Source organism: Streptomyces sp. NPDC007808 (assembly GCF_042868655.1).
In the GTDB taxonomy this organism is placed as follows: Bacteria; Actinomycetota; Actinomycetes; order Streptomycetales; family Streptomycetaceae; genus Streptomyces.
The window spans coordinates 1,047,720-1,068,791 of record NZ_JBIAEQ010000002.1 but is presented as its reverse complement, the minus strand read 5'-3'; the positions used below and the strand labels follow the sequence as shown (position 1 = coordinate 1,068,791).

General features: G+C 70.6%; 19 protein-coding genes and 2 tRNA genes. 11 read left to right on the top strand and 10 right to left on the bottom strand.

What is annotated here, in order from left to right:
- Positions 1–38 precede the first annotated feature (38 nt).
- The 6 genes from ACFYNL_RS11095 to ACFYNL_RS11070 all read left to right on the top strand — a co-directional run bounded on the left by ACFYNL_RS11095 (position 39) and on the right by ACFYNL_RS11070 (position 5,599).
- Complete coding sequence (locus ACFYNL_RS11095; protein WP_388800628.1) at positions 39–1,133, top strand: ROK family protein; 1,095 nt, start codon at positions 39–41, stop codon at positions 1,131–1,133.
- A 170-nt stretch (positions 1,134–1,303) separates the two neighbouring features.
- A complete protein-coding gene (locus tag ACFYNL_RS11090; protein WP_388800093.1) occupies positions 1,304–2,089 on the top strand; it encodes a hypothetical protein in 786 nt (261 codons plus the stop codon).
- Between the two features lie 146 nt (positions 2,090–2,235).
- Positions 2,236–3,015: an HAD-IIA family hydrolase gene (locus ACFYNL_RS11085; protein WP_388800090.1), complete on the top strand. Its 780-nt coding sequence runs from the start codon at positions 2,236–2,238 to the stop codon at positions 3,013–3,015.
- A 147-nt stretch (positions 3,016–3,162) separates the two neighbouring features.
- Positions 3,163–3,693 (top strand): hypothetical protein, encoded by a 531-nt coding sequence (locus tag ACFYNL_RS11080; RefSeq protein WP_388800087.1) that lies wholly within the window; start codon positions 3,163–3,165, stop codon positions 3,691–3,693.
- A 2-nt stretch (positions 3,694–3,695) separates the two neighbouring features.
- Positions 3,696–4,361, top strand: a complete 666-nt coding sequence (locus tag ACFYNL_RS11075) for a class F sortase (RefSeq protein WP_388800084.1) — start codon at positions 3,696–3,698, stop codon at positions 4,359–4,361.
- A 209-nt stretch (positions 4,362–4,570) separates the two neighbouring features.
- On the top strand, positions 4,571–5,599 hold the full coding sequence (locus ACFYNL_RS11070; protein WP_388800081.1) for a glycoside hydrolase family 6 protein: 1,029 nt from the start codon (positions 4,571–4,573) through the stop codon (positions 5,597–5,599).
- 81 nt (positions 5,600–5,680) lie between these two features.
- Here ACFYNL_RS11070 and ACFYNL_RS11065 read toward each other — a convergent pair whose 3' ends face one another.
- From ACFYNL_RS11065 to ACFYNL_RS11050, 4 genes are all read right to left on the bottom strand, one after another.
- Positions 5,681–7,618, bottom strand: coding sequence for a galactose oxidase-like domain-containing protein (locus ACFYNL_RS11065; RefSeq protein WP_388800078.1), 1,938 nt, complete (start codon positions 7,616–7,618; stop codon positions 5,681–5,683).
- Entirely contained in the window at positions 7,615–9,597 is a 1,983-nt protein-coding gene (locus ACFYNL_RS11060; protein WP_388800075.1) for a glycosyltransferase family 2 protein, read from the bottom strand. The genes ACFYNL_RS11065 and ACFYNL_RS11060 overlap by 4 nt, the downstream gene beginning before the upstream one ends.
- Positions 9,598–9,920: 323 nt before the next feature.
- Positions 9,921–10,637 carry a FadR/GntR family transcriptional regulator gene (locus ACFYNL_RS11055; protein WP_388800072.1) on the bottom strand — a complete coding sequence of 239 codons (717 nt, stop codon included), beginning with the start codon at positions 10,635–10,637 and terminating at the stop codon, positions 9,921–9,923.
- A 125-nt stretch (positions 10,638–10,762) separates the two neighbouring features.
- Positions 10,763–10,836, bottom strand: a tRNA-Lys gene (locus ACFYNL_RS11050).
- A gap of 183 nt (positions 10,837–11,019) precedes the next feature.
- On the opposite strand from ACFYNL_RS11050, the gene ACFYNL_RS11045 reads away from it, so the two are divergent.
- The 5 genes from ACFYNL_RS11045 (at position 11,020) to ACFYNL_RS11025 (ending at position 16,762) form a co-directional block, all read left to right on the top strand.
- Positions 11,020–12,510: a peptidoglycan-binding protein gene (locus tag ACFYNL_RS11045; protein WP_388800069.1), complete on the top strand. Its 1,491-nt coding sequence runs from the start codon at positions 11,020–11,022 to the stop codon at positions 12,508–12,510.
- An 89-nt stretch (positions 12,511–12,599) separates the two neighbouring features.
- On the top strand, positions 12,600–13,739 hold the full coding sequence (locus ACFYNL_RS11040; protein ID WP_388800066.1) for an SPFH domain-containing protein: 1,140 nt from the start codon (positions 12,600–12,602) through the stop codon (positions 13,737–13,739).
- Between the two features lie 119 nt (positions 13,740–13,858).
- Positions 13,859–14,476 carry a lytic polysaccharide monooxygenase gene (locus tag ACFYNL_RS11035; protein WP_388800063.1) on the top strand — a complete coding sequence of 206 codons (618 nt, stop codon included), beginning with the start codon at positions 13,859–13,861 and terminating at the stop codon, positions 14,474–14,476.
- A gap of 91 nt (positions 14,477–14,567) precedes the next feature.
- Positions 14,568–15,032, top strand: coding sequence for a DUF3592 domain-containing protein (locus ACFYNL_RS11030; protein WP_388800060.1), 465 nt, complete (start codon positions 14,568–14,570; stop codon positions 15,030–15,032).
- A gap of 56 nt (positions 15,033–15,088) precedes the next feature.
- Positions 15,089–16,762 (top strand): AMP-binding protein, encoded by a 1,674-nt coding sequence (locus ACFYNL_RS11025; RefSeq protein WP_388800057.1) that lies wholly within the window; start codon positions 15,089–15,091, stop codon positions 16,760–16,762.
- A gap of 53 nt (positions 16,763–16,815) precedes the next feature.
- On the opposite strand, the gene ACFYNL_RS11020 is transcribed toward ACFYNL_RS11025, so the two are convergent.
- The 6 genes from ACFYNL_RS11020 to ehuB form a co-directional block, all read right to left on the bottom strand.
- Positions 16,816–16,892, bottom strand: a tRNA-Lys gene (locus tag ACFYNL_RS11020).
- 126 nt (positions 16,893–17,018) lie between these two features.
- A complete protein-coding gene (locus tag ACFYNL_RS11015; RefSeq protein WP_388800054.1) occupies positions 17,019–17,777 on the bottom strand; it encodes an IclR family transcriptional regulator in 759 nt (252 codons plus the stop codon).
- Between the two features lie 166 nt (positions 17,778–17,943).
- Complete coding sequence (gene ehuA, locus ACFYNL_RS11010; RefSeq protein ID WP_388800625.1) at positions 17,944–18,720, bottom strand: ectoine/hydroxyectoine ABC transporter ATP-binding protein EhuA; 777 nt, start codon at positions 18,718–18,720, stop codon at positions 17,944–17,946.
- A 10-nt stretch (positions 18,721–18,730) separates the two neighbouring features.
- Complete coding sequence (ehuD, locus tag ACFYNL_RS11005; RefSeq protein WP_388800051.1) at positions 18,731–19,381, bottom strand: ectoine/hydroxyectoine ABC transporter permease subunit EhuD; 651 nt, start codon at positions 19,379–19,381, stop codon at positions 18,731–18,733.
- Entirely contained in the window at positions 19,378–20,100 is a 723-nt protein-coding gene (gene ehuC, locus ACFYNL_RS11000; RefSeq protein WP_388800048.1) for an ectoine/hydroxyectoine ABC transporter permease subunit EhuC, read from the bottom strand. The genes ehuD and ehuC overlap by 4 nt, the downstream gene beginning before the upstream one ends.
- Complete coding sequence (ehuB, locus tag ACFYNL_RS10995; protein ID WP_388800045.1) at positions 20,097–21,029, bottom strand: ectoine/hydroxyectoine ABC transporter substrate-binding protein EhuB; 933 nt, start codon at positions 21,027–21,029, stop codon at positions 20,097–20,099. The genes ehuC and ehuB overlap by 4 nt, the downstream gene beginning before the upstream one ends.
- Between the last annotated feature and the right edge of the window lie 43 nt (positions 21,030–21,072).

Below are 21,072 nucleotides of genomic sequence, written 5' to 3'. Positions count from 1 at the left end.
AGGGTGGCGTGAACAGGACGAACAGCGAAGCCGACGGCATGGGGGGCGGCGGTGTGAACCTGGGTGCCCTGCGCAGCCACAACACCGCGCTCGTGCTGGACCTGCTCCGCACGGCAGGCGCCGAGGGCATCAGCCGGCTGGAACTCGCCGAGCGCACCGGTCTCACCCCGCAGGCGGTCAGCAAGATCACCGCCCGGCTGCGGGCGGAGGGGCTCGCCGCGGAGGCGGGGCGACGCGCCTCCACCGGAGGCAAACCGCGCACGGTGCTGCGGCTGGTGCCGGAGGCCGGGCACGCGGTCGGGGTGCATCTGGACCGGGACGAGCTGACGGCCGTGCTCTGCGATCTGACGGGAGCCGTGGTGGCGCGGCGCAGAACGCCGCTGGACCTGGGGGCCGGCGCCAAGACGGTCGTCGAGCGGGCCGTACGGGAGGTGGAGGAGCTGGCCGCCGGAGGCGGTCGTCCCGGTGCCGTGCTCGGCGTGGGGGTGGCACTGCCCGGGCCCCTCGACCATCGGCGCGGGGTCCTGCACCGGGTCACCGGGTTCCCGGAGTGGAACGGATTCCCGCTGCGGGACGTGCTCGCGGGGCGGCTGGCGCTGCCGGTCGTCGTCGACAAGGACACCAACGCCGCCGCCCTCGGGCTCGCGGTCGGCGGCGCTGCCGCGCCCGCCGTCTCCTTCGCCTACCTGCACGTCGGGGCGGGGCTCGGCGGTGGGCTGGTGATCGGGGGAGCGGTGCACCGGGGCGCCCGCACCGGGGCCGGGGAGTTCGGGCACCAGGTCGTCCAATTGGACGGCCCGCCCTGCGGCTGCGGCAACCGGGGCTGTGTCGAGGCCCTGTGCCTGGCGGCCGTGGCCCGGGGCGACCTGGCGGAGGCGGCCCGGGTGCTCGGCACCGCCGCCGCCAACCTGGTCGCGCTCCTCGACGTCGACCTCGTCCTGCTGGGCGGCCGTACGGTCGCCGCCGCGCCGGGCACCTTCGTCCGCGGGGTCGCCGCGGTCCTCGACGAACGCGCCCGGCGCGCGGGCGGCGACGCGGTGCCGGTACGGATCGCCTCCGGCGGGGAGCGCGGTGTCGCGGAAGGGGCGGCCCAACTGCTGCTGGCGCCGCTGTTCGGGCGGGCGGAGGGGTGAGGCGAGCGGTGCGGCGCGGGCACGGGTGCGCCGCCGTCCGCGGTCACCCGGCGCTGCCGTGCCCGCCGCCGCTCCACGCCCCCCGCGCATGCGCTGATCGAGGGGACTTCCCCCGTCGTACGGAATGGCTCCGACCGGAAGCCGCCCCCACCCGGCATGGTCATGTGTTCATGCGACTGCACTCACCCGCGGCCCTCTGCCTCGCAGCAGCCGCCCTCCTCGCCGCGGCGCCCCAGGCGCACGCGCACCCCACCGCCGACCTGCCCGGCTGTGCCGCCGACGGCCGGGCCTTCCCCCTCACCACCCGCCTGCACGGCGGCCCCGACTCCTACCCGGCCGGCGGCGGATTCGGCACCTGGTACCTCGACCTCACCAACAAGACGGGCAGGACCTGCACCGGCATCCACCCCGTGGTCGTCCTCGTCGACGCCGGACGCGTCCTCAAGCCGTCCCAGCCCCGCCTGGAGTTCTACGGCGGCCGGGACGGCTCCCGCCCCCACCCGGTCCGCTTCGAGACCACCGACCAGGACGAGCTCGTCGGCGCCTTCGACGGGTTCCCCGGCTTCAGGGTGGGCCCCCGCGAAACCGTCACCGTGAAGGTCCGGCTGGCCCTCACCTCCGACGCCGTACCGAACGAGGTCACCGCCAACGCGGCCGTCGTCCAGCGTCACGACGGCGACGGCGACTGGGTCGGGCAGTCCAACGACTACCGCTTCACCATCGAGGCCGAGCCGACGGCATCGGCCGCCGCGAGTCCCGGCCCCGACAAGGACGCCTCGGCGCACGCGGCCAGTCCCACCCCCTCGACGACCCCGGACCCGGCGCCCAAGGAGCTCACCCTCGCCGACGAACTCGCCCGTACCGGCCTCACCTCACCGCCCGGCGCCACGTTCGCCGCCATCACGGCTCTCCTCCTGGCGGGCGCCGTGCTGCTCGTGGCGCGGCGGCCCCGCTGAGACAACCGTGCCCGTCCGCGACGCGAATTCGACCGAGCCCTTCGACGAAGGGAAGGAAACCACCGGAATCCGACCGTTCCCTGAAGATCGGGCCTGTGCTTAGGCTGGGTCCCAGGCAGCACGTACGGCGGCAGGAGAGCGCGCACATGGCAGACCGCAAGCCCATCGAGTCATGGCTCACCGACATGGACGGTGTGCTGATCCACGAGGGCGTACCGATCCCCGGCGCCGATGCCTTCATCAAGAGGCTGCGCGAGTCCGGCAAGCCGTTCCTCGTGCTCACCAACAACTCGATGTACACCCCGCGCGACCTGCACGCCCGGCTGAACCGCATGGGCCTTGAGGTGCCGATCGAGAACATCTGGACGTCGGCGCTGGCCACCGCCAAGTTCCTGGACGACCAACGCCCCGCCGGCTCGGCGTACGTCATAGGAGAGGCCGGCCTGACCACCGCCCTGCACGACATCGGCTACATCCTGACCGACCACGAGCCGGACTACGTCGTGCTGGGCGAGACCCGCACCTACTCCTTCGAGGCCATGACCAAGGCGGTCCGGCTCATCAACGCGGGCGCCCGTTTCATCTGCACCAACCCCGACGAGACCGGCCCCTCCGCCGAGGGCCCGCTCCCGGCGACCGGCGCGGTGGCCGCGCTGATCACCAGGGCCACCGGCAAGCAGCCGTACTTCGCGGGCAAGCCGAACCCGCTGATGATGCGCACCGGTCTGAACGCCATCGGCGCCCACTCCGAGTCCAGCGCCATGATCGGCGACCGCATGGACACCGACGTCCTGGCCGGCATGGAGGCCGGGATGCAGACGTTCCTGGTGCTGACCGGCCTGACCCGGCCCGAGCAGGTGGAGAACTTCCCGTACCGGCCGTCGCAGGTCGTGGACTCGATCGCGGACCTCGTCGACCGGATCTGACGCCCGGACCCCGCCGATCCGATCCGGCGCCCCGACGGGATCCAAACCCGGTACCCCCGCGACACGACCCGTTCGGAGCACTCCGGCCCCGCTGAGGATGCGGGGCCGCAGTCCGCAGGGGAGTCTCCAGATATCTGGAGGTTCACGATGGGATCACTGCGCGTCACTCTCTGCGCGATCGCCGCCCTCGGGGCGGTCGCCGTCAGCCCGGCGGCACACGCGACGGACGGGGGCGTCTCGGTCAGCCCGTCGTCCCCGCACGCCGGCAGCGATGTCGCGCTGCTGGTGAGCGGCTGCCCGCGGCAGTCGGCCACGGCCGCCTCCCCGGCGTTCGTGGCCGACGCACGCCTGACCGCCGGTACCGACGGCACCGCCCTCGTCGGCGAGAGCCGTATCCGCTCCACGCTCAGGGAGGGCACCTACGACGTGAAGGTCGCCTGCGGGGACGCCTCCCGCACGGGCGCCCTCACCGTCACCCGGCCGGGGACGAAGCCGGCCCCCGCCTCTCCCCTGGCCCCGGTCGCGGCGGGCGGCGGTGGCGCCGCGCACCTCGCCGTCGTGGACGCCCGCGCGGCCGGCCCCGGCACGGCGCACACGGTGACCGGGCTGGTGCTGGCCGGCGTCGCCGCCACCGCGGTGGCGCTGCGCAGCGCCCGCCGGAGCCGACGGCCCCGCTGACCATGGCCGATCACGAACACCGCGGCCACCGCGGCCGCCTGCTGATGGGCGCGGCCTGGGGCGCACTGCTGCTGGGGTTGTGGCTGTGGGGGCGGGAGGTCACCGCCGTGAGGCTGAACGTGTCCGCCCCGGTGTCCGGCGACGTCGCCGCGGTCGGACGACCGCAGCGAGTACACCTTCCCACCGCGGTACGGCCGTTGGGGGACGCGCTGCCGCAGCGGCTCGACATCCCGGGGCTCGGCGTGCGGGCGCCGGTGGTGGCCCGGGGACTCGGCCCGACGGGTGCGATCGATCCGCCCCCCTTCGATCGGCCGGGCGTCGTCGGGTGGTACGCGGACGGGGCGCGGCCGGGGGCCGCCGGGGCCGCGCTGATGGTGGGGCATGCCGGCACCGGGACCGGGCCCGCCGTCTTCCGCCGGCTCGGCACGCTGAAGCCGGGTGCGCCGGTGCGGGTGCTCCGCGACGACGGCACGGTCGCCGAGTTCACCGTGGAGGACGTGCACGTCGTCGACCGCGACCGCTTCGACGCCCGGCAGGCCTACGGAGCCCACCGTTCGGGTCGGGCCGAGCTGCGCCTGATCACCTGCGGCGGCCCCGTCGACCGCACGACCCGCGGCTGCACGGCGAACGTGATCGTGTCGGCGTACCTCACCGGGACCGGCCTGTAGGGCCACACCGGGGCCGGCCGCGCGGTCGGCGACCGGTGCCTGACCGCACCCCCCTTCCCCCCACGGCCCGTGCGGAAGTGCGACCACCCTGGTCAGCGGAGCTGTCCGGGTGGCTGTAACAGCTCCCCGACAAGGCCCGGCGACCTCGTGTGCCCCACGACAGGTATGTCAGGATTGAGCCTTGGAACAGTGCACCAGGGGGGAGTTGGATGTACCACAAGAGGGGGGCCTGGAGGGGCGCTCGTACACGGACGTGCGCCGTGGTGCTGGGGGCGGCACTGCTGGTCACGGGTTGCTCGTCCGACGGCGGCGACGAACCGCAGGAGAGCGCCGGCGCCGGGATAGGCCAACAGCCCAAGTCCGTCGACCCGTTCTGGGTCAACCCGGACGGGAACGCGGCCCAGCAGGTGGTGGCCTACCAGAAGGCCGGCAAGAAGGAGGACGCCGAACAGATCCGCAAGATCGCGGAGCAGCCGACCGGCGAGTGGATCGGCCCGGAGAACCCGGAGCAGGAGGCACGCGGCTACACGGAGGCCGCCGACAAGGCCGGCCGTACCGCCCTGCTGGTCCTCTACAACATCCCGCACCGCGACTGCGGCCAGTACTCGCAGGGCGGCGCCGCCGACGGCAACGCCTACCGGGAGTGGATCGACGGCGTGGCCAAGGGCATCGGGGACCGCTCCACGGCGGTGATCCTGGAGCCGGACGCGGTACTGCACCTGGTGGACGGCTGCACCCCGGACGAGTTCCACGAGGAGCGCTACGACCTCCTCAAGGGCGCCATCGGCAAGCTGAAGTCCCTGAAGAACACCAAGGTCTACGTGGACGCCGGCAACGCCGGCTGGGGCCACCCGGACCAGATCTTCGAGCCCCTGAAGTGGGCGGGCATCGACAAGGCCGACGGCTTCGCGGTCAACGTCTCCAACTTCTACACGACCAAGGACTCGATCGCGTACGGCAAGGAGCTCTCCGCCAAGGTGGGCGACAAGCCCTTCGTGATCGACACCAGCCGCAACGGCAACGGCCCCTACACCGAGGGCGACCCGAACGAGCGCTGGTGCAACCCGCCCGGCCGCGCGCTGGGCGAGACGCCGACCACCAAGACGGCGGACCCGCTGGTCGACGCCTATGTGTGGGTCAAGCGACCGGGCGAGTCGGACGGCGAGTGCAAGGGCGGCCCGAAGGCGGGCGAGTGGTGGGCCGCGTACGCCCTGCGCCTGGCCAAGGCCAGCAAGTAGGCCGAAGGGCCGGGTACGGTCCTCGGACGCCTTGGGGGCGCCCTCCGTCACGGAGGGCGCCCCCAACTGCGTACGGGCCCGTTACGGGACCCTGACCCACTGCGCCTTGCTCGGTGTGCCCTGGTCGTCGGTCACGAACAGCATGTACCAGCCCGACGGGACCAGGTTGCGGTTCGTCGGCACGGTCACGGTGATCTTGTCGCCGGCCTTCTTGAAGTCCAGCTTCACCGACCGCTGGTCGACGTCCGTGACATGCGTCGAGGCGCTCGGCCGGATCAGCCGTACGTTCTCGATGGACGAGGCGTGCCGCGAGGTGAAGCTGCCCGTGCCACCGCGCTTGATGGTCTGCGGGCCGCCCGCGAGTGACGGCTGCGCGTCCCGGTAGAGGTACGGCGGCGTGTAGATCTCGATCCGCTGCTCGAACTTGCCCGGCTTGGTGTTGGCCTTGTCGGCGTAGAGCGAGTCCGAGCCGAAGAACATCACGCGGCCGTCCGGCAGCAGGATCGACCCCGAGTGGTAGTTGCGCCCCACCAGCGGGTCGGCGACCCGGTCGAGGGTGTTGCCCTCCGGGTGGTAGAGGTGCGCCTGCAGGATGTTGGAGTCGCCGCGGCCCCGGTAGTCCTCGGAGCCGCCCGACACCAGCACGGTGTCGTCCGGCAGCACCGACGCCTGCGGGTAGCGCGTGCCCTTCTCCAGCGACGGCCCGTCCACGAACTTCGGGGCGTCGTCCTTCAGGTCGATGAGCCGGGTCTTCTCGCTGGACTCCTTGGACTCGCCGACGCCACCGCCGCCGATCACCATGTACTTCTCGTCCTGCGCCGGCGGCAGCAGCACCGTGCCCGAGGTCTCCATCAGCTTGGCGTCGCTCAGCCCGGGCAGCTTGGTGAACTTGTTGGTCTCCACGTCCCAGATGCCCGGGTCGCGGCCCACGTCGTCAGGGCCGTAGCCCGCGTTCGAGCCCGAGTAGAAGATCTTGCCGTTCTGCATCGGGAACAGCGCGGGGTACGTCGGGAACTGCCGCACCTTCGGCGTGTACGTCCACTTCTTCGTCTTCGGGTCGTACAGCTCGTTCTTGCCCGGCACCAGCTGGCCGATGTCGTCGAGGCCGGAGACGCTGAGGATCCTGCCGTCGCTCAGGGTGGTGAGCGTCGGGTACCAGCGGGCCTCGTGCATCGGGTCGACCTTGATGTACTTCTCGGCGACCGGGTCGAACTCGTAGGTGTCCCGGATGCCCTGGAAGTCCTTCTTGTCGAGGGCGAGTTTCTGCGCGATGCCGTACGTGTTGCGGGCGTCGGCGCCGGTCAGGCCCTGGATGCGGTAGTTGTCCTGGGTGCCGGTCTCGTACTTGGCGCCCTTCTTCTGCGCCTCGACGTAGATCCGGCCGAGACCCGGGTCGTTGCGCAGGAACCTGCCGGTCGCCTTGTCGAAGACCTTCTTCGCGCGCGGCACCAGCACCGGGTCCTTGGAGACGAAGGTCTTGCCGTTCTCCTTGCCGGTGAACTTGGTGCCGGCGGGCAGCGTGATCGGCTGGTCCGGGTTCTCGTTGTGGACGATCATCAGGCCGCCGGCCTTGGTGACGTCACCCTTGAGCTTCTCGTACCGCTTCGTGCCGCCCGCGATCAGCAGGTTGCCGCTTGCCAGCTGGGTGTGGCCGGTGCAGAACAGGTCGTTAGGCGTCGGCACCTTCTTGATCGTGCCCTTGACCGGGTCCCAGATCCGGGTGTCGTACTGCTTCGCGTCGAAGTTGTCCTGGTTGTTGCCCGAACCCGCGATCAGCAGCACCTTGCCGGTGTGCAGCAGGGCCGCGTGGATGGTGTTCTGGCGGTACTCCTCGGGGAAATCGACGATCTCCCACTTGCCGTTCTCGGCTTTGTACTCGGGTCTGTTGATCTGGTACTCGTGATACTTCTCGGTACCGACCCGGTACAGCCACGGCCCGTTCATCCCGGCCAGCGCGAGTACCACCGCCGTACCTATCGCGAGTCGACGGGCGCGGCGGCGGCCTGCACGGTCGTTCATTCCTTACGTCCCCCAAGTCCACCAAGGGCGATTTGCATGGTCTGGTCGGTGCCGCTGCCGGAGGCGGCCCAACTCGGTTTGTGCTGCGGCGCATGTGCCGCGTGCGGAGCGTGCGCCGCGTGCTGCGCGGGCAGCGGTTGCGGCTCCGGCTGGTACGACGCGGGCTGCGCCGGTACCGGTGCGGAGGGCCGCTTCTTGTCCTGGCGCAGCATGTAGCGCCAGGCGAAGATCGGTGTCGCGGTGATCAGCATGGCGAACGTCGCCCAGATGATCATCGCGGGGTGCGCGTGGCCGTACACGAAGCCGGCGACGATCGAGGCGCCGAAGATCGCGATGAAGTACCAGTGGTACCGGAACGTCCCGAACCACCGGTCGGGGCTGGCCGAATCGCCCTTGGGGGTCACCACGAACTTGCTCTTGCGGCGCAGCGCGGAGTCGATCAGCGCCTTCGCGTACAGCGGCGCCGACAGCGCGGACATCACCATGCCGGCCACACCGCCGGAGCCCTCCGGCTCGTGCGGCGAGACGTTGTGGCGGCGGTTCCAGACGTACAGGCCGATCTGGAGCGCGGAGGCGTTGCCGTAGAGCATCAGCCAGATCGTCGGGTCGATGTTCACACCCGAGGCGCCCAGGCCCAGGAACAGCGCACAGCTCAGCGCCGCCAGGATCCAGTTGAGGGCCGACATCGGGTAGAAGATGATCATCATCGTGTAGTTGAAGAGCTTGCTCGGCGGCAGCGAGTACCAGCCCTTCCAGTACTGCTTGAGGATCGTCTCGTACGTCCCTCGCGACCAGCGCATCTGCTGGGTGAAGAAGTCGGTCCAGGCGCTCGGGCCCTCACCGACGGCGAGCACGTCCGGCGTGTACACGGAGCGCCACTTCTTGCCCGTCGCCGGGTTCTTGTGGCGGTGGATCTCGAAGCCGGTCGCCATGTCCTCGGTGATCGAGTCGTACAGACCGCCGATCTGCTTGAGCGCCTTGATGCGTACGGCGTTCGACGTACCCACGAACATCGGGGCGCCGTACTTGTTGCCGGCGCGCTGGATGAGGGCGTGGAAGAGGAACTGCTGCGACTCGGCGGCCTTGGTGACGAAGTTGTCGTAGTTGCCGTAGACCTGCGGGCCGATGACGAAGCCGACGTTCGGGTCGCGGAAGAAGCCGAGCATCCGCTCCAGGTAGTTGGGCAGCGGCACGTGGTCGGTGTCGACGGAGGCGAAGAAGTCGTAGTCGTCGCCGTGCGCGTCGAGCCACGCGTTGTAGTTGCCGTGCTTGGTCTTGGCGCGGTGCGGGCCCTTGGCCTGGTTCCACTTGGCTATGCCCTTGCGGGAGAAGTGGTGCACACCGAGTCGCCGGCAGACCTCCTTGACCTCCGGGTCGTCGCCCTCGTCGAGCAGCCAGACGTGCATGAGGCCCCGGTGGCGCAGCTTGACGGCCGCCTCCAGGGTCTTCGTCACCATCTCCAGCGGCTCCTTGCCGGGCACGAAGGAGGTGAGGAAGGCAACTCTCGTGCCGGTCTCCGGCACCACCGGGATCGGGTCGCGGGCGACCAGCGTGGCGTGCGCGTTGGACACCACGTTCATGCAGCGGAAGAACTCGATCAGACCGATCGAGACGAGCATCACGACGTCGAGCGCGGGCAGCCAGTCGAAGGCCGGGTAGTCCCGCTCCGTCCAGTGCTCGGGCTGGAGCAGCCAGAACAGCAGGACCAGGGAGAGCACGGGGGCCGCGGCGAGCATCAGCGCGACCCTGATGCGGTGCGGCTCCTGCGAGATCAGCGAGCGGTACTGGACCCGGTACGGCTTGTTCGGGTCGGGCTGGGTGAGGGGGCCGGCCAGCCGGCTGTAGTGCTCGTAGTCGTACTTCGGCAGCGTCTTCTTTATCCGGCGAAAAGCTCCGGTCCGGGTCTGCGAAGGCACCCTGAGCTGGGTGGTCTGAGACGGGTCGAAGTTGTGCCGGGCGCCCGTCGGCGTCGACGTCATGAGTCATCCCCCCACACGCAGGTGACCGCGTGTCTGTCGGTTCCTTTACGACTGCGTCGGTCCCCCTCGACCTTCACAGGCGTATCAGTGGTGGGCCGCAGTCACCACATCTTCCACACCTTAGACATGGAACTGCGACCTTCCGGTTGCATCATGCCCCCCTCGGCATGCGGTCATGAACGGGGGCCCCTACTCCCCTTCGAAAACCGGCAACCGGCTCCTTGCCCCCCAACTGCCGCGTATGCGCAGCATCTTGAAAAACCAATCACCAGGTTCTACGTCGTGCCACATGATCGCAAGATGCGAAACGAGGTGTTTACCGGTCATACGCGCTCATTGTGGCACCTGTGGGGGTGTTGTGTACCCGTTGGGGACACGCGGGCGCGGATGTTGCCGAAGTGCTCCCGTATGGCCTCCTCCGCCCGCTGCGCCTCGCCCGACCGCACCGCGTCCACGATCTCCCGGTGCTGCCGGCAGGTGACCAGCGGATCCTGCGGCGTGCCGCCGAGATCGGTGCGGACGCGGTGGAAGGTGTCCCAGAACGCCTCCATGACCTCGCCCAGCAGCACGTTGTCCAGCCCCCGGTAGAGGGTGGCGTGAAACGCCCGGTCGGTCTCGGCGATCCCGTCGCCGCCCCGCGCCGCCTGCTCTTCCATACGGTCCACCAGCGCGTCCAGTTCAACGAGATCCGCTTCCGGAACCCGCCCCGCGAGCCGCGACACCAGCCCCGTCTCCACCGCCTCGCGCAACTGCAGCAGCTGGAGCAGGGTGTCCTCGCCCCGGTGGTGCCCGGCGACCGTGCGGAAGGCGAGGCCCTCGATCATCGGCTCCAGGGACATCGACCCGACATACGTCCCGAACCCGTGCCGGACCTCCACGATGCCCATCGCCTGGAGCCCCTTGAGCGCCTCGCGCACGGAGTTCCGGCTGGCACCCAGATGCGCCATCAGCTCCGGCTCCGTCGGCAGCGGGGCCCCGGAGGGCAGCCGGCGGTCGATGATGAGCCTCTTGATCCGCTCCTGAAGGTCACGCGCTGCCATGGCCAGAGACTATCCGGCCAAACACACGGCGGGCCCCCGCTTGCACGAGGGCCTGCAAGGCCACAGGAACGACGAAGGCGAGCCAGGATCGCGTTGCCCGCGATCATGACTCGCCGTCGTCATCGTGCGCCGCCAGGGACTCGAACCCCGGACCCGCTGATTAAGAGTCAGCTGCTCTAACCAACTGAGCTAGCGGCGCCTGCTGACGTCGTAACTCTACATGACCTCCCGGGGTGCTCCGGACCACCTCCGGGTGGCGGTGGGGCGTCGCCGGAGTGCCGTAAACCATTCGGACCGTCAACATGCGAGTCCCGAAGACAGTTGTGAAACTGACGGTGTGTACAGCCGCGGACATGTCCATCTGGTGTGTGAGGGGAATCGCATGGAGACTCGGACTCCGGTATTCGAGGAATTCGATCCGGAGCGGGACTGCGACTGCCCCGGATGCGTTCACTGGCGGCGCGTCCTGCCGCATTCCACGACCGGCCGCCACCCGGCGGGGACCAGGGCGCTGATCGTCGCCGCAGCCGCCTCCACCACCCTCGGCATCGGCCACACCGCCCCGGCCCTCGCCTCCGCGCACGCTCAGGAGCGACCCGGCCTCTCCGGCGTTCCCGCAGGTGACGAGCCTGCATCGCCCCAGGGCGGCCAGGCTCCGCTGCACGGCCCGGGCGGTCGGCCGACCGAGCCGGGCGCGGTCACCGCGCCCGCGACCACGCGTGCGGAGATCATCAGGCGGGCGAAGAAATGGGTCGCGGCGAAGGTGCCGTACAGCATGTACCGGTACTGGTCGGACGGATACCGGCAGGACTGCTCCGGCTTCGTCTCGATGGCCTGGAACCTGCCCGGGAACGAATGGACAGGCAGCCTCGACCAGTACGGCGTACGTATCGCCCGGGAGGATCTCCAGCCGGGCGACATTCTGCTGTTCCATAATCCGGCGGACCCCGAGAAGGGCTCGCACGTCGTCATTTTCGGCGGCTGGACGGACTACATGCGCACCCATTACGTCGCCTACGAGTCGACCCGCCCCCACGCCCGCCGACTGGTCACGCCGTACGCCTACTGGAGCCACTCCGACCGCTATCTCGCCTATCGCTACAAGGGACTCGCGGGCGGTACGAAGGGTGAGGAACCGGACACCGGGCAGCAGGGGGAGGGGCAGCCGGACGGCGGTGGGACGAAGGGGGAGCAGCCCGACGGCGGGCGGCCCGCCGGCGATCCGCCGGGCACCGGACAGCAGCAGCCGGTCACGGCCGAGCCGCAGAAGCCGCACCGACCACGGGAACCGCAGGGTCCGCAAGGACCGCAGCACACGGCGCCGTACCCGGGACGGGCGTACTTCGGCCCCGGGGCCCACAACAGGCATGTCGCCGAGCTGGGCCGGATGCTCGTGGCGCGCGGCGCCGGCCGGTACTACTCCCAGGGCCCCGGCCCGCGCTGGACGGACGCGGACCGCAGGGCCACGCAGGCCTTCCAGCTGTCCCAGGGCTGGCGCGGACCGGACGCGGACGGGCTGCCGGGGCCGCGGACGTGGAAGCTGCTGGTGAGCGGCGGGGGCAAGGACATCCGGGCGGCCGGCGCGGCGGGGGCGGCCGGACCGGTGGCCCGCGGGGCGCCGGCGTCGCACGGGTTGCCCGGGTATCCGGGGCGGGCGATGTTCCGGCCGGGCGCGAACAACGAGTACGTCGCCCGGCTCGGCAGGCAGCTCGTGAAGAAGGGATTCGGCAAGTACTACGGGAACGGGCCGGGACCGCGCTGGGGCGAGGCGGACCGGCGCGGTGTGGAGGCCTTCCAGCGCGCCCAGGGCTGGCGGGGCGGCGCGGCGGACGGCTACCCGGGGCCGGAGACCTGGCGCCGGCTCTTCGCCTGAACCGAGCCGACCTTGAGGGGCGGGGTCCGGGAGTACGACCGGCTGTACGACCTTCCCTGACGCATCTGGCGCGGAGGCTGGAGGCACACATGACCACGACCACTTCTCATACGCCCGAGCCCGAGGGGCTCGCCGGGCTCGCGGGGCAGGCCGAGGGGTCCGCCCGGCCGGGGCGGCTGATCCAGAACGAGGCGACCACCGAGATCCCGGTCCATCTGCTGTTCCGTGACAACCCCGACCCGGTCGCCGTGCCGCTCAAGCCGGCGATCGTGGCCCGCCGGCAGGGCACCGGGGAGCAGCCCCGGCTGCGCCGTCCCGCGCAGTCGAAGCCGCACCCCGCGCCGGAGGTGGATCCCGAGCTGGTGGAGCAGTCCGCCCGGGTGCTGCCCGGGGCCGCGGGTGTGTTCGCCGGGGCCTGCGGGGCGGCCGGCTGCCTGGCCACGTCGTGGTGGGCGGGGGTGCTGCCGCCGCCGGTGCTGGAGGCGCTGCGCCTGCCGGCGTCCGTGGGGGCGGGGCTCGGGCTCGTGCAGTGGGCGGCCTACACGGGTGCCGGAGCGCTGGGGCTCTTCGGGTTCGGCGGGCTGGCTCGGGGGCGGACCGGGCGGGCCTGGGTGCTGGGGCTGTTCGGCCGCTACCGGGGGACGGTCCGGCGTACCGGCCTGCTCTGGGTCAACCCGCTGCTGCTGCGCCGCCGGGTCGACGTACGCCTGCGGCACTGGCGCAGCGAGCCGATGCCGGCGGCCGACGGCAACGGGGTCGCGCTGCGGGCGGTCGTGCTGGTGGTGTGGCGGGTTCGGGACACGGCGCGGGCGCTGCTCGGGGTGGAGGACCACGAGACGTACCTGCGCGAGTGCGTCGAGGCGGCGCTGGCCCGGGTGCCGGTGGAGATGCCGGGCGGTCCGCGCGGCTCGATCGAGGCGGCCGCGGAGACGCTGACCCGCTTGGTGGTGCGGGACGCGGAGGCGGTGGGCCTGGAGGTGTTCTCGGTGCGGCCGGTGCGGGTGGAGTACGCCCCGGAGGTCGCCGCCGCCATGCACCGCCGCCGTATCGCGGCGCTGGACGCCCAGAACCGGGCCACCGTGCTCACCTCGGTCGTCGACTCGGTGGAGGACACGGTGACGCGGCTGACCGTGCGGGGCCTGGTGGAGCTCGACGACTACGAACGCAAGGCGTTGGTGAAGGACTTGACGGTGGCCTTCTGCGCGGGGCGGGGGGAGAGCGCCGGCTGACGGCCCGTCGAACGGGTTCGCCGATTGGTATGGACATGTTCAACCGTCAGCAATAATCTGGGACTTGGTCTAGACCTGCAAGCTCGTCGAACTTCCCCCACGTTCCCAGGAGCAGCAGCATGCACAGGAAGACCAGCAGAAAGACCAAGTGGTACGCCTCCGCGCTCGGTCTGGTCACGACCGGCGCCCTCGTCCTGTCCACCGGCGGTGCCAGCGGCCACGGTTACACCGACCTCCCCATCAGCCGGCAGAAGCTCTGCCAGAACGGCACCGTGTCCAACTGCGGCCCGATCCAGTGGGAGCCGCAGAGCGTCGAGGGCCCGAAGGGCTTCCCGGGTTCCGGCCCGGCGGACGGGCAGATATGCAACGCCGGTCTCGGCCAGTTCAGCCAGCTCAGCGCACCGAGGACCCCGTCCGGCGCCGCCTGGCCCACCACGCGGGTGAGCGGGGGTCAGACCTACACCTTCCGCTGGCAGTTCACGGCCATGCACGCCACGACCGACTTCAAGTACTACGTCACCAAGCCGGGCTGGAACCAGAACCACAACCTGGCCCGCTCCGACCTCAACCTCACCCCGTTCCTGACGGTCCCGTACAACGGCCAGCGGCCACCGGCGACGCTCTCCCACAGCGGCAGACTGCCGTCCGGGCTCAGCGGCCACCACGTCATCCTCGCGGTGTGGACGGTCCACGACACGGGCAACGCGTTCTACGCGTGCTCGGACGTCACGTTCTGAGGTTCCCTTGAGTCACCACCCCGGCCGGCGTGGGTAGGTTCCTGCCACGCTGGCCGAACGAGGTCGGCGCACCGACCTCGGGGGATGAACGATGGACGCGATCTTCTACGTCGTACCGGGCCTGATCATGGCAGTGGCCCTCTTCATGGCGTACCGGGTGGTGCGCCGCTCGCTGCAGCTGCGCAGCGCCTGGAACAGCGGGCTGACGGCGGAGGGCCGTTGCCTGCGGATGTACACGACGACCCACGGCGGCAGCGGTGACTCGCACGTGAGCACCACGCTGCACCATGTCTACGAGTTCACCACGCACGACGGCCGCCTCGTCCGGTTCGAGGAGGAGGACGGTCCGGGGACGACGGTCGAGGGCGACTTCGTGACGGTCTACTATACCGACGGTTCCGACGTGGTGGCCACGGCCCATCGGCCGCGCCACGGCAGGCAGGCGGTGACCTCCCTCGGCATGCTCGTGTTCCTCGGCGTGATCGTGGTGTTCTGCGTCGGCTTCATCGCGACCTACGCCCAGACCTCCTCCGGGATGGACGGCGTGGGGTTCTGACCTCTCCTCCCTGCACCCCTCCTCATCTGACGGCCAATCAGTTACCGTGCGCCCGCATGGAGTCCACTACTGGGCGCACGGTCGCCGAGTTCGTCGCCGCGGGGTGGGGTGACCGCCGGCCGGGGCTGTGGTTCGAGGGGCGGACGCTGACCCGGCACGAGACGGCCGCCGGGGCCGCCGTCCGGGCGGCGCTGCTCGCCGACCTGCTGACACCCGGCGCCGAACCGCACATCGGCGTGCTGCTGGACAACGTCCCGGAGTACCCGATGTGGCTGAGCGCCGCCGCCCTCGCGCGAGCCACCGTCGCCGGGATCAACCCCACCCGCCGGGGACCGGAACTCGCCCGCGACATCCTGCACACCGAGTGCCGGGTGCTGATCACCGAGCGGGCCCGGCTGCCCCTGCTCGACGGCCTCGACCTGCCCGGCGTACGGCTGCTGCTCATCGACACCCCGGAGTACGACGCCCTGCTCGCCCCGTACGCCGACGCGCGGCCCGACGCCTCCCGCGCCACTCCGCGGGACCGGCTACTGCTCTCCTTCACGTCCGGCTCGACCGGCGCCCCCAAGGCCGCGATCTGCACCCAGGGGCGGCTGGCGGCCGCCGGGGGCTCCCTGGCCGACCGGTTCCGGGTACGGCCCGACGACGTGCACTACATCTGCATGCCGATGTTCCACGGCAACGCGGTGATCGCCGACTGGGCACCCGCCTTGGTGGCCGGTGCCGGGGTGGCGCTGCGGCGGCGGTTCTCCGCGTCGGGGTTCCTCGCGGACGTACGGGCGTGCGGGGCGACGTACTTCACCTACGTGGGCCGGGCCATCCAGTACCTCCTCGCCACCGAGCCCCGCCCCGACGACCGTGACCATGCGCTGCGGCTCGGCTTCGGAACCGAGGCGGGCGCCGTGGACGCCGCCGCCTTCGAGCGGCGGTTCGGGGTGCGGCTGGTGGAGGGGTACGGCTCCTCCGAGGGCGGGGCGGCCGTGCAGTGGTCGCCGGGGACGCCGGCGGGGGCCGTGGGGCGGGCGGGGCCCGGGCTCGTCGTCCTCGATCCCGAGACCTGTGCGGAGTGCCCGCCGGCCGTGTTCGACCGGACCGGCCGGCTGCTGAACGGCGACGAGGCGATCGGGGAACTGGTCAACCGCGGCCCGAACCCCTTCGAGGGGTACTGGCGCAATCCGCAGGCGGAGCGGGAACGGCGCCGGGAGGGCTGGTACTGGACGGGGGACCTGTCCTGCCGGGACGCGGACGGGTTCCTCTACTTCGCCGGCCGTACCGACGACCGGCTCCGCGTCGACGGCGAGAACCTGGCCGCCGCCATGATCGAGAACATCCTCGCCCGGTACGAGGGGGCGGATGCCGTCGCCGTGTACGCGGTGCCGGACCCGGTGACCGGGGACCAGGTGATGGCGGCGCTGGCCGGGACCTTCGAGCCGACGGCCTTCGAGGCGTTCCTGGCCGCGCAGCCCGACCTCGGGACGAAGATGGCGCCGCGGTTCGTGCGGGTCGTGGAGCGGATGCCCGTGACGGCCACGAACAAGATCCATCGAGCCCGGCTCAGGAGGGAAGGGGTCCGGTGCGCCGACCCCGTCTGGTGGCGGCCGCCCGGGGAGAAGACGTACCGGAGACTGACCCGGAACGATGTCGAAGGGCCCCTCGCTCCCACGAGAGGCCCTTCAAGAGGGGGTGTGGGTGGCGAAGCCCCCACCACGCGCGGCGTAGCCGCGCAATAACAGAGATGGCGAGGGGTATTCGCGTGATCCGCGAACATCCCTCGCCATCGCTATGGTGCGCCGCCAGGGACTCGAACCCCGGACCCGCTGATTAAGAGTCAGCTGCTCTAACCAACTGAGCTAGCGGCGCATGACTCACGCCCACCGCGTTCGTTGTGCTCCCGCGGCCGGCGACGAAGAAAATACTACCTGGTCCCCGGGGGTGCTCCGGACCACCGCCGACGCGGTGGTCCGGTCCCATGTGTGGTGATCACGTCTAGATCGCCAGCGACAGCAGCACGGGCGCCGCGTTCCGGTTGAGGGTGTCCGCCGCCTGGCGCAGGCGGTGCGCGTGCTCGACCGGTAGCGACAGGGCCAGGCAGCCCACCGAGGAGCCCGCCGTGATCGGGACCGCCGCGCACACCGTGCCCACCGCGTACTCCTGGAGGTCGAGGTGCGGGACCGTCGGCGGCTGGGACTCCAGCCGGGAGAGCAGGACCTTGTCGCTGGTGATCGTGCGCGAGGTGAGGCGGGCCATCTTGTGGCGGGAGAGGTGGTCGCGCCGGCCGTTGTGGTCGAGCTGGCCGAGCAGGCTCTTGCCGATCGCGGTGGCGTGGGCGGAGTAGCGGAAATCGACCCACTCGTTGACCACGGGCGTGGCCGGGCCGGCCGCGTACTGGTCGATCCTGATCTCGCCGTCGACGTACCGGCTGATGTAGACCGCCGCGCCCACCGAGTCGCGCAGCCGGTCGAGGGTGTGCTGGAGGTTCTCGCGCAGGGCCTGGTCATGGCCCTGCGCGGAACCGAGGCGGGTCAGGGCGTCGCCCGTGACGTAGGCGCCGTCGGCGACCTGCTCGACGTAGCCCTCCCGGCGCAGCATCCGCAGGAGGCCGGTCAGGCGCTCCGGGCCGATGCGGGTGTGCCGGGCGAGTTCGGTGTCGGTGACTCCGGTGCGGTGCCGCACCACGGTCTCCAGGACGCGCAGGGCGTCCTGGGCCGAGTGGTACGGCGCGGTCGGCTCGTGCTTCAGCGCCACGGTTCCCCCTGCGGTCGCTCTCTTGGGCCGGGTTGCAGTCAGCCAGTCCCCTTCACGATAACCGGCAAGGGGCTTGTAGTGAGCGGTTGTTGACGAGATTGCGAGCCTCTCAGCTGCGGTACCAGCACTCTGGCATATGCCAGAAGCACGCTCCGCCGACGAGCGCTCACAGCACCGCGCTGAGGAACTCCCGGGTGCGGTCGTTCTCGGGGTCGTTGAAGATCTTCTCCGGCGAGCCGGACTCGATGACCCGGCCGGAGTCGAACATCAGGACCTGGTCCGAGATGTCCCGGGCGAAGTTCATCTCGTGGGTCACGCAGAGCATGGTGATGTCGGTGCTGCGGGCGATGTCCCGCAGCACGTCCAGGACGCCCGCGACCAGCTCCGGGTCCAGCGCCGAGGTCACCTCGTCGAGCAGCAGCACCTGCGGCCGCATCGCCAGCGCCCGCGCGATCGCCACGCGCTGCTGCTGGCCGCCGGACAGCTGGGTCGGGCGGGCGTCGCACTTGTCGGCGAGGCCCACCATCTCCAGCAGCTCACGGGCGCGCGCCTCCGCCTCGTCCTTGGACAGGCCGAGCACGGTGACCGGGGCTTCGGTGATGTTGCGCAGTACCGACATGTTCGGGAACAGGTTGAACTGCTGGAAGACCATCCCGATCTTCTTGCGGATCTCGCGGACCTGCTTCTCCGGGGCCGGGAAGAGCTGCTCACCGCCGACGGTGATCGTGCCCTCGTCGGGCTTGAGCAGGGTCATCAGCATGCGCAGGATCGTCGTCTTGCCGGAGCCGGACGGACCGATCAGCGTGACGTGCCTGCCGGAGGCGACGGAGAAGTCGAGCCGGTCCAGCACCGTGTTGGAGCCGAAGCGCTTGGTGACGTTGTCGAAGCGGATCAGCTCGGCGCCGTCCACCGGCGGGTTGGCGCTCGCGTCGGGTTCTTTCATCAGCGGGGTGTCAGCGGACAAGGCGTCGCTCCAGAGCTCGTACGAGAAGGGAGGCCGGGTAGGCGATGAAGACGAAGGCCACACCGATGACCGTCAGGGGCTCGGTGAACTGGAAGTTCTCCTGCGCGAACAGCCGCGCCTGGCCGAGCATCTCCATGACCGTGATCGTCATCAGGATCGGGGTGTCCTTGAGCATCGCGATGACGTAGTTGCCGAGGGCGGGCACGACCCGGCGGATCGCCTGCGGCAGGATCACCACCCGCCACGTCCTGGTGACCGGCAGGTTCAGCGCCGTCGCCGCCTCCCACTGGCCGGCGGGCACCGCCTCGATGCCGGCCCGGTAGACCTGCATCGTGTACGTCGAGTAGTGCAGCCCGATCGCGAAGACGCCGGTGGCCAGCGCCGAGAAGGTGAAGCCCCACTCGGGCAGCACGTAGAAGAGGAAGAACAGCTGCACCAGCAGCGGGGTGTTGCGGATGAATTCCGTGACCGCCCCGACCGGCCAGCGCACCCAGCGCGTCGGTGTGCGCATCAGCAGCGCCCACACCAGGCCCAGCGCGAACGAGATGAGCGAGCCGAGGGCCAGGATCTGCAGGGTGAGCAGCAGCCCGTCCCAGAAACGTGGCATGAAGTCGGCGACAGCGCCCCAGTCCCAGGTCATCCGAGAGCACCTCCCGCGCCCACACCGGTCGTCTCAGGACGGTGCAGCTCCTGGTCGGCCGTGCGCCCGACGGGCTTGCCGACACCGGCCTTGAGCTTGTGTTCCAGTCCGCGCATTCCCCGGGTGAGCAGGAAGGCGATGACGAAGTAGATCAGCAGGACATACGTGTAGATCTCCGCGCTCTCCTGCAGCGCGAGCCGCACCAGGTTGGCGCTGAAGGCCAGGTCGCCCATGCCCATCACGGACACCAGGGCCGTGCCCTTGAGCAGCTCCACCAGCAGGTTGGTGAAGGACGGGATCATCTCCGGCACCGCCTGCGGCAGCAGGATCAGCCGCATCCGCTGCCACGGCGTGAAGCTGAGCGCGATCCCGCCCTCCCGCTGCGCCGGGTCGACGGAGTTCAGGGCGCCGCGCACGATCTCGGCGCCGTACGCGCCGTAGGTCAGCCCGAGCGCGAGGGTGCCGGCCCACAGCGGGACCAACTGCCAGCCGAAGGCGACCGGCAGCACGAAGAACACCCAGAAGATCATGATCAGGGCCGAGGTCCCGCGGAACACCTCGGTGTAGAAGCCCGCCAGGAAGCGGACGATCCACAGCCGGTGCGTGCGGGCCATGCCGACCCCGAAGGCGACCGCCGCGGCCACCAGCGCACTCAGCACCAGCAGCTGGACGGTGACCCAGATTCCTTGCAGGACGAGTTCCCACAGTCCCGAGGTCATCCGCCGGTCCCCCCTCCGCACAGTTCCTTCGCGGTGAGGTCGGTCATCTCGGCCTCGGTGAAGCCGAAGGGCTTGAGGATGCGCAGCAGCTCCCCGCTCTTCTTCAGCTTGTGAAGCTCGACGTTGAAGGCGTCCCGGATCCTGGTCTCGGTACGGCGGAAGGCGAACGCGCCGCCGTCGACGTGCGGTTCGCCGCCCACGATCGGCTTGAAAGGCTCGGTGACCTCGGCCTTCGCCGACTTCTTGACGACTTCGCGGGTGGTCAGCGCCGTACCGGCGAAGACGTCCACGCGCCCCGCCTCGACGGCGTTCAGCCCGGCGACCTGGTCCGGCACGATGAGGATGTCGCCCTCCTCGTACCCCGCCTCGACGGCGTACTGGATCTCGGCGTAGCCCGCGCCGGTGGCGAACTTCGCCTTCTTCTCCACGACGTCCTTGTAGGAGCGCAGCCCCATCGGGTTGCCCTTGCGGACGATGAAGGAGTCGAGCATCTGGTAGTCCGGGTCGGAGAAGATGACTTGTTCACAGCGCTCGGGATTGACGTACATCCCGGCGGCGACGACGTCGAACTGCTGGGAGTTGAGGCCGGGTATCAGTGAGCCGAACTCGGTGGGCACGGGCTGCACCCGGTCCACCCCGAGCCGCTTGAAGATCACCTTCGCCAGCTCCGGTGCCTCACCGGTGAGTTCACCGTTCTTGTCGATGTATCCGAAGGGGATCTCGCCCGCGATACCGAGCCGTACGACACCCGCGGCGCGCAGCCGGTCGAGCAGCTCGCCGCCTTCCTCGGTCGAGGCCGTGGCCACGCGCGAGCAGCCGGCCGCACCCAGCGCGCCGAGCGCCGCCACCCCCGCGAGCAGCGACCGGCGTGTGGGGGTGCCCGATCTGTGTCCGACATGTGTTTCGACATGTTCCAGTGGTGGAGCCATGGCGGCGCGGCTACCCGAGACCATGCGATGTATGCACCCTGGA

Bases quoted from the DNA above. Each gene is read 5' to 3' on its own strand.
- ACFYNL_RS11095 (WP_388800628.1), top strand. From the start codon at position 39: ATGGGGGGCGGCGGTGTGAACCTGGGTGCCCTGCGCAGCCACAACACC.
- ACFYNL_RS11090 (WP_388800093.1), top strand. From the start codon at position 1,304: ATGCGACTGCACTCACCCGCGGCCCTCTGCCTCGCAGCAGCCGCCCTC.
- ACFYNL_RS11085 (WP_388800090.1), top strand. From the start codon at position 2,236: ATGGCAGACCGCAAGCCCATCGAGTCATGGCTCACCGACATGGACGGT.
- ACFYNL_RS11080 (WP_388800087.1), top strand. From the start codon at position 3,163: ATGGGATCACTGCGCGTCACTCTCTGCGCGATCGCCGCCCTCGGGGCG.
- ACFYNL_RS11075 (WP_388800084.1), top strand. From the start codon at position 3,696: ATGGCCGATCACGAACACCGCGGCCACCGCGGCCGCCTGCTGATGGGC.
- ACFYNL_RS11070 (WP_388800081.1), top strand. From the start codon at position 4,571: ATGTACCACAAGAGGGGGGCCTGGAGGGGCGCTCGTACACGGACGTGC.
- ACFYNL_RS11065 (WP_388800078.1), bottom strand. From the start codon at position 7,618: ATGAACGACCGTGCAGGCCGCCGCCGCGCCCGTCGACTCGCGATAGGT.
- ACFYNL_RS11060 (WP_388800075.1), bottom strand. From the start codon at position 9,597: ATGACGTCGACGCCGACGGGCGCCCGGCACAACTTCGACCCGTCTCAG.
- ACFYNL_RS11055 (WP_388800072.1), bottom strand. From the start codon at position 10,637: ATGGCAGCGCGTGACCTTCAGGAGCGGATCAAGAGGCTCATCATCGAC.
- ACFYNL_RS11045 (WP_388800069.1), top strand. From the start codon at position 11,020: ATGGAGACTCGGACTCCGGTATTCGAGGAATTCGATCCGGAGCGGGAC.
- ACFYNL_RS11040 (WP_388800066.1), top strand. From the start codon at position 12,600: ATGACCACGACCACTTCTCATACGCCCGAGCCCGAGGGGCTCGCCGGG.
- ACFYNL_RS11035 (WP_388800063.1), top strand. From the start codon at position 13,859: ATGCACAGGAAGACCAGCAGAAAGACCAAGTGGTACGCCTCCGCGCTC.
- ACFYNL_RS11030 (WP_388800060.1), top strand. From the start codon at position 14,568: ATGGACGCGATCTTCTACGTCGTACCGGGCCTGATCATGGCAGTGGCC.
- ACFYNL_RS11025 (WP_388800057.1), top strand. From the start codon at position 15,089: ATGGAGTCCACTACTGGGCGCACGGTCGCCGAGTTCGTCGCCGCGGGG.
- ehuA (WP_388800625.1), bottom strand. From the start codon at position 18,720: ATGAAAGAACCCGACGCGAGCGCCAACCCGCCGGTGGACGGCGCCGAG.
- ehuD (WP_388800051.1), bottom strand. From the start codon at position 19,381: ATGACCTGGGACTGGGGCGCTGTCGCCGACTTCATGCCACGTTTCTGG.
- ehuC (WP_388800048.1), bottom strand. From the start codon at position 20,100: ATGACCTCGGGACTGTGGGAACTCGTCCTGCAAGGAATCTGGGTCACC.
- ehuB (WP_388800045.1), bottom strand. From the start codon at position 21,029: ATGGCTCCACCACTGGAACATGTCGAAACACATGTCGGACACAGATCG.